Source organism: Paenibacillus kribbensis (assembly GCF_001705305.1).
GTDB lineage: Bacteria > Bacillota > Bacilli > Paenibacillales > Paenibacillaceae > Paenibacillus > Paenibacillus kribbensis_B.
The window spans coordinates 199397-212273 of sequence record NZ_MCBP01000008.1 but is presented as its reverse complement, the minus strand read 5'-3'; the positions used below and the strand labels follow the sequence as shown (position 1 = coordinate 212273).

Below are 12877 nucleotides of genomic sequence, written 5' to 3'. Positions count from 1 at the left end.
ATTTAGGCCATTAAAATGACCATCGACGAAAAACAAAGGTTCCTACGATTAAAGGAGGGTTTCATATGTCACTTCAAACTACAGGTATCCATCATATTACAGCTTTTGCCGGTAATCCGCAGGAAAATGTCGACTTCTATGCCGGCATCCTTGGACTTCGGTTATTGAAGAAAACAATCAACTTCGACGCTCCTGAAGTTTACCACTTATACTTTGGTAACGAGGCAGGAAGCCCTGGAACCATCATTACTTTTTTCCCTGCACCAGGAACCCCCAAAGGGCGAATCGGAGGTGGCCAAGTGGGCATTACCTCGTATGTGGTACCGCCAGGCTCACTTGATTTTTGGCAGCATCGTTTGGAAAGTTTTGATATTCAAGTTACGAAAACGAGCCGTTTTTCTGAACAATATCTTCAATTCGAGGATAAAGAGGGCTTACGTCTTGAGCTTGTCGAACGTGAAGCGGGAGCGAACAGTACTTGGTCTTACGGTGGTATTTCGGCCGATAAAGCAATTAAGGGATTTGGGGGTGCCGTGCTTTTTAGTGTCAACCCACAGAAAACGATGGATGCATTGGAAAGCATACTCGGATTTACGAAAATCGGTGAAGACGCCGAATATGCCCGTTATCAGTCCGTAGGAGAAATCGGCAACATCGTGGATGTTCCGCTCGCGAAAATGGGTTTAGGCTTTGGTGGAGCAGGTACGATACATCACATTGCATGGCGTGCAAAAGATTTCGAACAACATGAAGACTGGAGAAGCACAGTCCAGAATTATGGCTATCAGCCGACTCCAGTCATAGACCGCCAATATTTTAATGCCATATATTTCAGAGAAGCGGGCGGCATACTATTTGAAATCGCTACAGATCCACCGGGATTTGCTAACGATGAACCGGCTGAATCTTTGGGACAAAAACTGATGCTGCCAAAGTGGTATGAACCACAGCGGGCTCAAATCGAGGCGAACCTGCTTCCTATTGAAGTGAGAACATTAACGGGAAAACAAAAGTAAACGAAACACACAGTTTGTAGAATAATATGAAAATGACAAAATGAATATCAACAGGATTAAACCCACTTTGACAAAATTGGTCATAGTGGGTTTTCATTATGCACTTGGCCCGTTATTTTGCTCCTACATGCTGAGCCAATCGCTGAGCCTCTTGTGTTATCATGTAATGTTTTGCTTGATCGCCTTAATTTTCTCCTCGGTAAAGACTCCTGAATCCAGCAAGTCCAGAATGGAGAGTACACCACCGCGGGAACCCCAACTGCCTTCTTCAATGACCTGGAAAGATACCCACCAAGTCGGGGATGGTTCCGGTACTCCAAGTACTTTAGTCAAGCTGCCAAGAATATTCTCAAGCACTTTTTTGCGGACGTCGTTAGGCCAGTCACCATCCATCACCAGAACATTGACGGTAATTACATCACGTTCTGGCTGATCCGACAGCAATTGCCCGCCAATTGCCATGTAATCTGTTGGACGTTCGGTGAAATGGACCTGGAACCCTTCTCTTGCTGGCGGACAATATTGACCTACCTCTGGAACGAGCACAGCATCCGTCAAGCCTTCTGCCAAAAGACGACGCTGTTCAAGTGTAATACGGCCTGCTGGATAGTTGACATTGATTATGGTCATGATCGGATATCTCCTTTTTGAGGATTACCCAAACGATGTCTTGAACTCTTCATGCTATTGGCTGCTCAAGACTTCATCTCGGTAGGCTCATTGATATGTTGTGGATATCGCTAATATAAAACAGAGTGAAACTACCGTCAATACTAATTATTAAAATAATATATATTTTTATAATATATGAGAGTTGGATGTGAAAATAACTCGAATGAGATATAATGATGTCTAGTCGAATGTGAAAGTATGACATACTGCGGAGATTGGCTTAGAGGTACTAGGAGGAATATAGAATGGCGAGACAGCCAGGGAAAACCAATACAATGTTTGCGGTATTAGGTATACTGAGCCTGGGTCCTCATACCGGTTATGATATAAAACAGCATATGGAGCAAAGCACTAGCTACTTTTGGAATGAGAACTACGGCCAGATCTATCCCAGCCTGGCAGAGCTACTGGATCGAAAGGACATTACGGTCGAGGTCATTCGCCAGAAAGGAAAGCCTGACAAGAAGCTCTACAGCATTACCGATCAGGGAAGGCAGACGTTGTCAGACTGGCTTTCTCAGCCGATGGAGCATGTAGTGATGCTCAAAAAAAATGAGCTGCTGTTGAGGGTGTTTTTTGGCGGCAATTCTTCGCCTGAAACGATTATAAAGCACATACAGGAGTATAAAGAAAAGCTAATGGAAAGCTTGCATATTTTTGAAGAACTTGAACGTTGGCTTATCAATGTAGAGCATAAAGACCATAATCACAAGTATTGGATGATCACAATGAACTATGGTAAAAGTCAGTTTAGCAGTTTAATTAGCTGGTGCGATGATAGCATTAAAGTATTGAGCTCTTAGCGGCTGGTAAAATTCATATGTAATGAATAATCAGAAAGCGTGCTGGAGCATCATAAGAAATAGTAAACTAGTAGCGACAATTTTTGTTGTTATTTTACGGACAGGGTCTCGACTCCCCCTCCATAAAGCTGCTTGCCAAGTTGGGCTCGCACCTTTATGGAGGAGTCTCTTTATCCCCGTAAGAGTAACTATTATTCCACCAGCTTTTCAGACTTCAGCAGCATTTCTCGCAACACGTGAGCGACTCGGCTTTTTCGGTTCGCTGCTTTCCTTTTGATCAGGTTCAATGATTCTTGGTATGCTGGAGTATTTTTTTGATAAAAGAACTGCTTGGCTGCCAAACGCAGTGTCCTTCTTAACAACAGGGCTGATGAGTGTGTCAGCTTGGAACGGAACCCCTTACGCAACACTCGCAGTGTACTTTTGTAGGTTTCCAAATCCACGGATGGGGGTACAAGGGCGAGTAGATTTAAGGAGGAGTCATTGAATCCATAGGTTTCAAACATGATTTTCAGATTTTCCGTATTTAAAACGTTCCCTCTAAGGTAGGTTGGGTGTTCCTGATGATATCCGACAACCTCTTTGATGGAATAAAAAGGAAGTCCAAATCGATGCAGCCGGTAGCCAAGGTCCCAGTCTTCGAGTCCATAGAGTACAAACCGTTCATTAAAGCCGCCAATACGAATCAATTGGCTGCGTCTGATGGATACACAGCGTGTAATCAGGAGCAACCAGGGAGCTACATCTGTAGTGCCGAATTGCTTTTTAGTCGTTGGTGGAACTCTTGAGGGAGTAACTACTTTTGACAATGCGTCTGTTTGATGAAGGATATCCTCTGGTGTTATGATCGGAGTAATCTCGTTCGCTGCTTCTAAGTCGGGATTCCATAAGCCTGATTGCGTAAGTGTGCTCCGACAATGCTCTTTTTCTTCAGGAGAGAAGTCAGGGTAATAATGGGTAAAAGCATCGTCCCACGAGTGAGGAATGCCTGATAGCACGGACTTGGGATATTTACGGTGATAACGGCTCACGATTTTAATGAAATCAGGCAACACCAAAAAGTCAGCGTCACAGAAGATAATGTAAAGTCCTCTCGCACGACGCAGCCCCAAATTTCGAATGGCAGACCGACTGCGTTGTTCTGGATGGGATACATAGCTAAGAGGATAGGATGCTTTGAAGCCTTCGACCATTTCTTTCGTTCCATCTGTAGAGCCGTCATCAGCTACAATCACTTCGAACAGGTGCTTTGGATAGGTTTGTGTTTTAAATGAAGTGAGTGTGAGCAACAGCTGCTGGACTCTATTATAGGTTGGAATGATGATGCTGTAGCGGATAGCCAATATGATCTCCCCCTCCACCATTGATTATAAAAGCCCTTGGATAACATGAATAATAACAATATACTCAATGGATTTAGCGTGGTCTGGTCAAACACCCCCCAAGGTTCGAAACAGGCTTGGTCTTATTGCGGATGTGTTCTTCGAGCGTTACAAGAAACCGAACTACATGATTTGTTAATGCGATGCAAAGTGCCTGACCCCGTGTCTGAACGTATGATTTCGACGGGGCTCAGGCACTTTTTTTTGATTTACCACATAGTGAGGATGGATGGCGAAACGGGATTAGCTTTTGGAATATAGCTGTGATGATCACTTTTTACCAGATTTGATGTATGATATGGTGGGATGTAGTCCTTTCGAAGGGGGTCATCATGGGAATTTTGTCGAGGTTTAGGGATATTATGAAGGTGAATGTCAACGCCTTATTGGATAAGGTGGAAGATCCAGAGAAGACCATTGACGATTATATGCGGAATTTGAATAGTGATCTGGGTAAGGTGAGAGCGGAAACCGCTTCGGTATTAGCCGATGAGAGAAGGGCGAAAAGAGCATGGGATGAATGCAGAACCGAGATCAAAAAGCTCCAGCATTATGCCAGTAAGTCCGTGGAAGCTGGAAATGAAGAGGAAGCTCGAAGGTTTCTGGAGAGAAAAGGTTCGCAGGCGCAGAAGCTGGAACAATTGCAAACCTCCTATGACTTAGCTTCGGCAAATGCCGCAAGTATGCAACAAATGCAGGATAAATTGGTATCCGATATGGGGCAACTGGAAGCGCGGCGCGCCGAGCTTAAAGGGAAAATGGCGGTTGCCAAAGCACAACAAGCCTTGAATTCTATGGGCAACAAGGATTCCGGTTTCGAAGCCTTGGAAGAAAAGGTGAACAGGGCATATGATGAAGCAATGGCTTTGGCCGAGCTTCGGGCAGGGACAAAGGACAATCTGGATGACTTATTTGCGCAATATGAGAAGAGTACGAACGCTGAAGATGAACTGGCTGCAATCAAAGAGAAAATAAACCATAAGGAATCATAACAGTTTCTACAGGATAGAGGTGAGCAGATGCCGGTTATCGAATACAAATGCCCCAACTGCGGTAGTGGCATGGTCTTTGACGGTGAGACAGGGATGTTATCCTGTCATAGTTGCGGAAGAGAGGACAATATCGAATCTATTCCTGATCCTCTGATGAATCGTATTTTTTCAGAAAACGAGGTTCAGGAGTATCATTGCAATAACTGCGGAGCAGTGATTATGACTGAAATGGAGACGAGTGCAACGGTGTGCAGCTTTTGCGGTTCAGCCGTGGTTCTCGGTGATCGACTGACCGGGAAGCTGGCTCCGGCGCAGGTGATTCCTTTTTCGATCAGTAAGGAAGAAGCCATAGATGCTTTCAAAAAATGGTGTAAGAATGGCCGGCTGACGCCGAACCGGTTCATGACAGCAGACCGGATCAAGGGGATAACCGGGATGTATGTACCCTTCTGGTTATATGATTTACATAATAAAATTGAGGCTTATGGCGAGGGGACCAAAGTACGAACCTATACGAGCGGGGATTACGAGTATAAGGAAACGCAGCATTTTGATGTATATCGGAAAATCCGGCTGAATTATGTGAAGGTTCCGATTGATGCTGCGGAGAAAATGAATGACGAGCTGATGGATAAATTGGAGCCGTTTCCTTACGATCAGCTAAAACCCTTTAAAACGCCATATCTGGCGGGCTATATTGCAGAGAAGTACAGCTATAACGAAGAGGAGCTTTTCCCGCGAGTGAAAGACAAAGTGAAGGAATATATTGATTCTTATATTCACTCTACGGTATCAGAGTATACGTCCGTGAGCTACACGGAAAAGCAAATTGATACTACATTAAAGCAAGCGGATTACGTCCTGCTCCCCGTATGGGTCATACACTATGATTACAACCAATTGGAGCATACGTTTGCGATGAACGGCCAGACGGGTAAAGTAGTTGGTAAGCCTCCGATTAGCAAGTTCAAGGTGACGGCCTGGTTTGCAGGTATCTTCGGCATTACTCTCTTTTCATTGAGGCTAATCACTTGGCTGATCATGGGAGGGGGATCTTAGTGAAAAGACTTAGAGCGATTGTTATCATTTCGTTGTTCTTCGCTGTTTTTCTGGCACTTCCTATGGAAATGAAGGGCGAAGCAGCTACGACGGACATGAAGCTACTGATTTATGATGAAGCAGGACTGCTCAATCAGGAAGAGTATGACGTGTTGAACGCTATGGCTAATCAATACGGAGCCGAAAGAGAAACGGACATTGTTATTGTTACTACTATGAATCCCGACAATATGGATGTTATGAAAATGACGCAGGATTTTTATGATGATCATGGACCGGGGTATGACAGGTCACATGGGAATGCGGTCATTTTGACGATGGATATGAGAAATAGAGAGGTGTACCTGGCCGGATTTTATAAGGCAGAACGGTATCTGGATGACGATAGGCTAGATAAAATACGCTATGAGATTACCCCGGATCTGACGAACGGCAACTATGGACTGGCATTCCAAAAGTATATTTTGAGCGCGCACAGATATTTGGCCATCCGCCCAGGGGTGAATCCGGACAGTATATTTTTTAAAGGCTGGCTTCATTTGGCGATTGCACTGGGATTGGCGTCTATTATCGTGGGCAAGATGGTTTCCAATTCCGGCGGTCGGGTTACGGTAAATCGGCAGACCTACGAGGATGCAAGCACTTCAGGGGTTTTGGAGCATCGGGATCAGTACCTTCACACAACGACAACGAAACGGAAGATTGAAAAGAGCAGCAGTAGCAGCAGCTCAGGCGGTGGTGGCGGAACCACCAGTGGCGGTCATTCGCATAGCGGCAGCAGAGGATCATTTTAACTGAAGGGATGGATGCAGAATGGGGTTCTTTAGAAATCAATTTGCGAATGTTGTAGAGTGGGAAGAATTCAGAGATGATATGATTTTTTGGAAGTGGAGCAATCGTGAGATTAAAAAAGGCAGCAAGTTGATTATCCGCTCCGGCCAAGACGCGATTTTTGTAAATAACGGCAAGATTGAGGGGATTTTCGAGAATGAAGGGTCGTATAGCATTGACTCTGATATTATCCCGTTCCTGTCTACGTTAAAAGGGTTCAAGTTTGGCTTTAACAGCGGCATGAGGGTGGAGGTTTTGTTCGTTAATACGAAGGAGTTCACCGTCAAATGGGGGACGCAGAATCCAGTGCTGATTCCGACTCCCCAGCTTCCGGGTGGTATGCCTGTTCGCGCCAATGGCACATTTAATTTTAAAGTGAATGATTATGTTACGCTTATTGATAAGATCGCCGGGGTGAAAGACAGCTATCTGGTTGAGGATGTAAAGATTCGGATTACTTCTGTGCTGGATCAGCTGTTAATGAAGTGGATCAGCAGAGAAGGGAAGGACATGTTCAATCTGCAGGCGAACGCTTCCGATATATCGAAGGGTATTCAAGAAGACCTGGACATGCAAGTAATGGACAACGGCATGACAATTACCGGCTTCCATGTGATGAGCTTCAACTATCCGCAAGAGATCCAGGATATGATTACGAAGACAGCTTCTCATGAAATGATCGGTAATCTGCAAAAATATCAACAGGTGACGATGACGGACGGCATTGCGTCTGGCAACGTCAAAGGCGGCGGAGCTGCTTCGGATATGGCGAGTATGATGATGGGGATGAATATAGCGAATGAAATGATGAAAAATTTGAACCCCAGCCACCAGCCTCCGACTGGGCCTGGCCCTGTATCCGAGGCTCCCACTCCTTCTGGTGATCATAAAAAGCCTAATTTTTGTCCAAATTGCGGTACAAAAAACGAAGGAGCTAACTTCTGTCCGAATTGTGGGCAAAAATTGAGCGTATAACTGATTATTTTTCATGAAGAAAAGAGTGAGTTTCGAGGTTTGGATTGGCCCCGAAGCTCACTCTTTTTGCTTCCTATTCTCCGTGTCTGCTTTTTAGTCTAGCAGCATTTTCGTAAAATGCACCATTCCGCAACTGGTCTACGAATTCCTGCAACCACATGTAGTACCGCTCTGCGTGCTGGAGTTTATGCAGGTCCTGTAAAGCTTTCTCCCTCTCTTCAGGCAGGGTTGCTTCCGCCAGAATGATTTTGGATAGTCCCGGGATAGCTTCTTGAAGACTTTCCTCCATCACGTCAATTTCCCTTTGCAGCTTAGCTCCGAAGAAGTTCTGAAAGGTGCGAAAAAAGTCGGTCTCCGCCCAATAAAGGTCCTTTCGTTCCTGCTTTTCCTCCAATTTATATATCATTTGCGATTCGGTAAGAGAACGTACAGCGTAACTCATATTACTCTTGCTCATGTTCATGGACGTCTTCATCTCTTCCAGCGTCATGGGCCTATCTTCGAAATACATGATGCCATACAACTGGCCAAATGAATGATTGACCCCGTACAAATCCATCGTATTGGCAATTGCATCAATCACTTTCTCCCTCAATTCACTCCGGCAAGGCAACGCTAAATGATTCTGATCCTCCATAACCTCTTTACCCACAATCTCACCTCTACTATAAGGATGGGATTTCCTTTTAATTCTTCATATTTTACATGACTCCCGTTATTTTAACATAACCAGGAATTAAATTTTTCAAATGTATTGTACAATTATTTTTGTACATAAGAGAAAAAAGGAACGTTTTGAAGTGTTTTTGCATCAATGTAAAACAAAACTTGAACCATAAGGAGTGTGCGAAGTGCGTGTGAGACTATGGAGGGAGACAGAAGCGATTCTTTTCACCCTACCTGCTTTGATCCCACTGCTGGTTTTTTGGCTGGGACCATTGGGATACATTGTTTATCTGAGTTTTACAGATTGGGATTTTATGAGTCCGGAAAAACGGTTTGTTGGTTTGGAGAATTACACTTATCTGTTAACGAATTCTGAATTTTATCGGTCTCTGAAAGTGACTCTGTTATTTGGCCTTGGGAGTGTTATACCAACGATTATTGGTGGACTGGCGCTGGCCCTTTTAATGAACAGAAATATTAAATCGTCTGGTCTGTTTCGGACATTGCTGTTCTCACCCTGGGTCACGCCAACCGTAGCTGTCTCCATTGCATGGTCATGGATTTTCGAGCCCCGGGTAGGCCTCGCGAATCTTTTGCTCAGCTGGCTCGGAATTTCCCCGATTGGCTGGCTTCAAGATCCGAATTGGGCACTTGTAGCTGTCCTGATTGTCACGCTGTGGAAATCAATTGGTTGGTCGATGGTATTTTACCTGGTAGCATTGCGTAACCTGCCATCCGATTTGCTGGAAGCGGCGTCGATCGACGGGGCAGGCAGCTGGGACAAATTCAGGAGTATCACCTTGCCATTGATTTCGCCAACAACGTTCTTCCTGTCCATCATCCTCACGATTCAGTCGCTTCAGGCCTACGACCAGATTAATGTGATGACACAGGGGGGACCGGCTGGGGCAACAAGGACACTGCTTTACATGTATTATCAGTCTGCGTTTGAATCATTCAATGTAGGCGAAGCTTCTGGCATTGCCGTCGTTATTATTCTGATTTGCGTATTGCTATCAGGGATATCTTTCCTGCTTGGCCGACGCCTGGTGCACTATTGATGAATATGACAGCTCTAAGTAAAGTAATCCGTTACCTGCTGCTTGGCATGATCAGTCTGACTATGGCATTTCCTTTCTATTGGATGGCCATCAGCGGTTTCAAGACCAATGACGAGATATGGCAGTTCCCGCCAACGTTCTGGCCAGAAACGTTCCGCTGGAGCAATTATATGGATGCATGGAATTCTGCCCCATTTGCTCGCTACATGCTGAACAGTACGTTTGTTGCAGCGGCGATCTGTCTATTACAGATTGTTAATTCCAGCATGATGGCCTATGCACTCACTCATATGCGCTTTCGCATGAAAGGTGTACTCACTGGACTGATTCTGGTAGGCTACATGATTCCGAGTACAGCCGTCTATCTGCCCAGCTATCTTGTTCTCAGCGAGCTTCAACTGCTGGATTCCTATACGGGATTGATCGTAACCAACTGTGTCAGTGTTTTCTCCATTTTCCTGATCCGGCAGGCATTCCTGCAGGTGTCTCACGAACTGGTGGAGGCCGGACAGTTGGATGGAGCTTCTCACTTCCGTATTTTGTGGACCATTATAGCACCGCTGGTTCGCTCGACCTTTGCCGTGATGGTATTGATTACGTTCATCGACCAGTACAACAACTATTTCTGGCCGATGCTCATTACCAAGGACCCGAATCTGCAATTAGTATCGGCCGGTCTGCGCAGCTTTTTTGTGGAAGGAGGGGCCTATGGACTGGCATGGCCGCAGATTATGGCTGCCAGTGCATTCACCATCGCACCGCTGCTTATTATATTCGTGTTTACCCAGAAAACGATCATGCAGAGTGTGAACATTACTGCTGGCGTAAACAAAAATTGATTTTTACAACACATTATATAGGAGGAATCACAATGGAGTTAGGTCAAGCACGTATGAAATGGAAGGAAAAAATAAGGCTCAGATGGAGAGGCGGCATGTCACTGGTACTGGCTGCAAGTTTTGCCTTAATTACAGCGTGTGGTCCCTCAACCGCTGGTGGTCCAACCAATTCAGGTTCGGCTGCGAGTGGAGCTGATTCCGCATCAAAGGGTCCAGTCGAGATTGAGTTCTGGTATGGCCTGGGCGGGAAATTGGGAGATAACATGAAGGAAAAAATCGACGCCTTCAATAAGTCCCAGAGCGAAGTCATTGTCAAAGGAATTGTACAAGCTGATTACACCGAGACGGAAAGGAAGCTGCAGGCTGCTATTGCATCCAAAAAGGTACCTGCGGCTGTACTGAGCTCTAATATCGAATGGGCTCACAAAGGCTATTATGCTCCAATGGATGAGATGATCGCAGCCGATCAAAGCTTCAACAAAGAGGATTTTGTTGAGACCTTCCTGAAACAGGGGCAGGTAGATGGGAAGCAATATTTCTTGCCGATGTACGGAACGACGCAGATCATGTATTACCGCAAGGACGCACTGAAGCAACATGGTATTGATCCAGCCAGTCTGACGACTTGGGAAGCCCTGGCCGATGCAGCAGCAAAGATGAGCAAACGTGAGAATGGCCAGACAACCTTCTATGGCTGGGAGCCGATGTGGGGCAGTGATAACATGATCGACGCCGTGCTTAGCAAGGGCGGGAAAATCCTGAGTGATGACGGCAAGACGGTGATGATTGATTCACCGGAATGGATTGAGACCTGGGATCTGTTCAGCAAATGGATTCATGAGGACAAGATCATGGGTATTCACTCTGGTGGTCAAGGTTGGGAGTACTGGTACAAAACGATTGATGATGTCATGAAAAATAAAGCAGCAGGTTACACCGGCTCCAGTGGTGATCAGGGTGACCTGGACTTTAATGTCGTAGCAGCCATGGAACAACCGGGCTGGGAGGGCATTGGTCAAGGTAAACCTGTAGCAAGTGCATTAATGGCAGGTATCCCCGCTGAAGCAAGCCCGGAACAGCAAAAAGCAGCGTATAAGTGGCTGACGTATTTCTCCAAAACGTCGAATACAGCTTCCTGGTCCATGAACACGGGTTATATTGCGGTTCGTAAGTCTGCCCAGGAAGACCCTGATTTCAAAAAGTTCAGTGAGAAGAACCCGCAGATCAAAATTCCGCTCCAGCAGGCTTCTCATGCTTCTGCTCCGTTCCAGGATCCGACCGGAGGCAAGATCAATGATGCATTGAAGGATGCGGCTGATCAAGTACAGATTAATAAAGTTCCTGCTGAGCAGGCTCTGAAGGAAGCCAAGGAGAAGGCGCAGAAGGAACTGGATCGGATAAAATAAGATCACCTCGGGAGAGCGGTGCAGACATGTACCGCTTTTCTGATCCAGCACGACAGCAGACAAGGAGTGTAAAATATGCCTGAATTAAACTTTGGGAGCCTGTCTACCCCAATAGAGGCCATTCTGTTTGACAAGGATGGGACCTTGCTTGATTTTACAGCTATGTGGGGTTTCTGGACCGTTTGTGTGATGGAGAACTTCAGGGAGCGGCTTGTTGCTCGTGGGCTTCGATTCGCTAAAGATGAAATCCCTCATATATGGGGAACGTTCCATGATGAGCAAGGTGGAATGACAGGCTATGATGTACGGGGACCACTCGCCATGGGGACCATGGAAGAGGTTCGTGCGGTGCTGATATGGCATGGGTATCGTGCAGGCTTGAGCTGGGCGGAAGCCAAAGTCAACGTAAACGAATGTTTTTTACAAGCAGAATATGCAATAAGCAAGGAACGTCCTGTTCGGCCGCTGCCCGGAGTACGTATGTTTCTTGAGCTATGCCGCAACCACGGAATGAAGATGGGGGTTGTGACGGCCGATGAGACGGATAGTGCGCTGCGCCATCTGGAATGGATGGGGATTGAATCTTTTTTTACGGTGGTTGTGGGTACGGATCAGGTTAAACGGGGAAAGCCGTTTCCTGATATGCTCCTGCTGGCTTGTGAGCGTCTCGGTATTCCAGCTGCACGATCTATGGTCATCGGAGATACAGATGGCGATATGGAGATGGCGCGCTCAGCGGGAGCGGCTTGGAAGGTCGCCGTCGGAAGCCCTGAACATATACAACTTGCCGATCTTACGGTGCGTTCGTTCCATGAACTGCTGGAAGTCGGGATGAGCCGATGACGAGTCATTCCTATGTAGGATGGGTCCTGCTTGCGCTGGCGATTGGATTGGAACTGAGTGGCACCGTTTTGATGAAGGTATCGGATGGTTTTGCTCGCTTGTGGCCTTCTATCCTCATGTTTGCCTGTTACGGAGCGAGTTTTACCCTGCTGAATTTTGCGGTGAAATATATGCCTCTTGGTGTCGCTTATGCAATCTGGTCAGGGGTAGGAATTACGCTGATTACTCTCGCAGGACATTTCTTTTTCGGAGAGACTATGAAGGCGATATCGCTCGTCTGGATGGGCTTCATCCTGATCGGTATTATTGGACTGAAATGGAGTTGATTTCTG

General features: G+C 46.0%; 14 protein-coding genes. 11 read left to right on the top strand and 3 right to left on the bottom strand.

Going from position 1 to position 12877, the window contains the following annotated elements; all coding sequences use genetic code 11:
- Positions 1-65 precede the first annotated feature (65 nt).
- Positions 66-1016, top strand: a complete 951-nt coding sequence (locus tag BAZ21_RS16255; protein WP_068502826.1) for a ring-cleaving dioxygenase — start codon at positions 66-68, stop codon at positions 1014-1016.
- A gap of 159 nt (positions 1017-1175) precedes the next feature.
- Here the strand turns inward: BAZ21_RS16255 and BAZ21_RS16250 are convergent, their stop codons facing one another.
- Positions 1176-1646, bottom strand: a complete 471-nt coding sequence (locus tag BAZ21_RS16250; RefSeq protein WP_068502823.1) for a tautomerase family protein — start codon at positions 1644-1646, stop codon at positions 1176-1178.
- A gap of 287 nt (positions 1647-1933) precedes the next feature.
- Between BAZ21_RS16250 and BAZ21_RS16245 the strand changes: the two genes are divergently transcribed.
- Positions 1934-2491: a PadR family transcriptional regulator gene (locus BAZ21_RS16245; protein ID WP_068502820.1), complete on the top strand. Its 558-nt coding sequence runs from the start codon at positions 1934-1936 to the stop codon at positions 2489-2491.
- Between the two features lie 191 nt (positions 2492-2682).
- Here the strand turns inward: BAZ21_RS16245 and BAZ21_RS16240 are convergent, their stop codons facing one another.
- Positions 2683-3834, bottom strand: a complete 1152-nt coding sequence (locus tag BAZ21_RS16240) for a glycosyltransferase (protein ID WP_068502818.1) — start codon at positions 3832-3834, stop codon at positions 2683-2685.
- Between the two features lie 371 nt (positions 3835-4205).
- Here BAZ21_RS16240 and BAZ21_RS16235 point away from each other — a divergent pair, with 371 nt between their 5' ends.
- The 4 genes from BAZ21_RS16235 to BAZ21_RS16220 are packed head-to-tail and all read left to right on the top strand — an operon-like array spanning position 4206 to position 7730.
- Positions 4206-4865 carry a PspA/IM30 family protein gene (locus tag BAZ21_RS16235; protein WP_068502815.1) on the top strand — a complete coding sequence of 220 codons (660 nt, stop codon included), beginning with the start codon at positions 4206-4208 and terminating at the stop codon, positions 4863-4865.
- A 27-nt stretch (positions 4866-4892) separates the two neighbouring features.
- Positions 4893-5924: a hypothetical protein gene (locus BAZ21_RS16230; RefSeq protein ID WP_068502813.1), complete on the top strand. Its 1032-nt coding sequence runs from the start codon at positions 4893-4895 to the stop codon at positions 5922-5924.
- On the top strand, positions 5924-6718 hold the full coding sequence (locus BAZ21_RS16225) for a TPM domain-containing protein (protein WP_068502809.1): 795 nt from the start codon (positions 5924-5926) through the stop codon (positions 6716-6718). The genes BAZ21_RS16230 and BAZ21_RS16225 overlap by 1 nt, the downstream gene beginning before the upstream one ends.
- A gap of 19 nt (positions 6719-6737) precedes the next feature.
- Positions 6738-7730 carry an SPFH domain-containing protein gene (locus BAZ21_RS16220; RefSeq protein ID WP_068502807.1) on the top strand — a complete coding sequence of 331 codons (993 nt, stop codon included), beginning with the start codon at positions 6738-6740 and terminating at the stop codon, positions 7728-7730.
- A gap of 73 nt (positions 7731-7803) precedes the next feature.
- Here the strand turns inward: BAZ21_RS16220 and BAZ21_RS16215 are convergent, their stop codons facing one another.
- A complete protein-coding gene (locus BAZ21_RS16215; protein ID WP_068502967.1) occupies positions 7804-8367 on the bottom strand; it encodes a GbsR/MarR family transcriptional regulator in 564 nt (187 codons plus the stop codon).
- A 214-nt stretch (positions 8368-8581) separates the two neighbouring features.
- On the opposite strand from BAZ21_RS16215, the gene BAZ21_RS16210 reads away from it, so the two are divergent.
- The 5 genes from BAZ21_RS16210 (at position 8582) to BAZ21_RS16190 (ending at position 12871) form a co-directional block, all read left to right on the top strand.
- Positions 8582-9457 carry a carbohydrate ABC transporter permease gene (locus tag BAZ21_RS16210; RefSeq protein ID WP_068502803.1) on the top strand — a complete coding sequence of 292 codons (876 nt, stop codon included), beginning with the start codon at positions 8582-8584 and terminating at the stop codon, positions 9455-9457.
- Positions 9457-10296 carry a carbohydrate ABC transporter permease gene (locus BAZ21_RS16205; protein WP_084011706.1) on the top strand — a complete coding sequence of 280 codons (840 nt, stop codon included), beginning with the start codon at positions 9457-9459 and terminating at the stop codon, positions 10294-10296. The genes BAZ21_RS16210 and BAZ21_RS16205 overlap by 1 nt, the downstream gene beginning before the upstream one ends.
- A 32-nt stretch (positions 10297-10328) precedes the next feature.
- On the top strand, positions 10329-11702 hold the full coding sequence (locus tag BAZ21_RS16200) for an ABC transporter substrate-binding protein (protein WP_068502800.1): 1374 nt from the start codon (positions 10329-10331) through the stop codon (positions 11700-11702).
- 75 nt (positions 11703-11777) lie between these two features.
- Positions 11778-12545, top strand: a complete 768-nt coding sequence (locus BAZ21_RS16195) for an HAD family hydrolase (protein WP_068502795.1) — start codon at positions 11778-11780, stop codon at positions 12543-12545.
- Positions 12542-12871: a DMT family transporter gene (locus BAZ21_RS16190; protein ID WP_068502790.1), complete on the top strand. Its 330-nt coding sequence runs from the start codon at positions 12542-12544 to the stop codon at positions 12869-12871. The genes BAZ21_RS16195 and BAZ21_RS16190 overlap by 4 nt, the downstream gene beginning before the upstream one ends.
- The last annotated feature ends 6 nt before the right edge of the window (positions 12872-12877 follow it).

Coding starts and splice junctions, on each gene's coding strand:
- BAZ21_RS16195 (WP_068502795.1), top strand. CDS start 11,778: ATGCCTGAATTAAACTTTGGGAGCCTGTCTACCCCAATAGAGGCCATT.
- BAZ21_RS16230 (WP_068502813.1), top strand. CDS start 4,893: ATGCCGGTTATCGAATACAAATGCCCCAACTGCGGTAGTGGCATGGTC.
- BAZ21_RS16245 (WP_068502820.1), top strand. CDS start 1,934: ATGGCGAGACAGCCAGGGAAAACCAATACAATGTTTGCGGTATTAGGT.
- BAZ21_RS16220 (WP_068502807.1), top strand. CDS start 6,738: ATGGGGTTCTTTAGAAATCAATTTGCGAATGTTGTAGAGTGGGAAGAA.
- BAZ21_RS16200 (WP_068502800.1), top strand. CDS start 10,329: ATGGAGTTAGGTCAAGCACGTATGAAATGGAAGGAAAAAATAAGGCTC.
- BAZ21_RS16215 (WP_068502967.1), bottom strand. CDS start 8,367: ATGGAGGATCAGAATCATTTAGCGTTGCCTTGCCGGAGTGAATTGAGG.
- BAZ21_RS16250 (WP_068502823.1), bottom strand. CDS start 1,646: ATGACCATAATCAATGTCAACTATCCAGCAGGCCGTATTACACTTGAA.
- BAZ21_RS16235 (WP_068502815.1), top strand. CDS start 4,206: ATGGGAATTTTGTCGAGGTTTAGGGATATTATGAAGGTGAATGTCAAC.
- BAZ21_RS16205 (WP_084011706.1), top strand. CDS start 9,457: ATGAATATGACAGCTCTAAGTAAAGTAATCCGTTACCTGCTGCTTGGC.
- BAZ21_RS16190 (WP_068502790.1), top strand. CDS start 12,542: ATGACGAGTCATTCCTATGTAGGATGGGTCCTGCTTGCGCTGGCGATT.
- BAZ21_RS16255 (WP_068502826.1), top strand. CDS start 66: ATGTCACTTCAAACTACAGGTATCCATCATATTACAGCTTTTGCCGGT.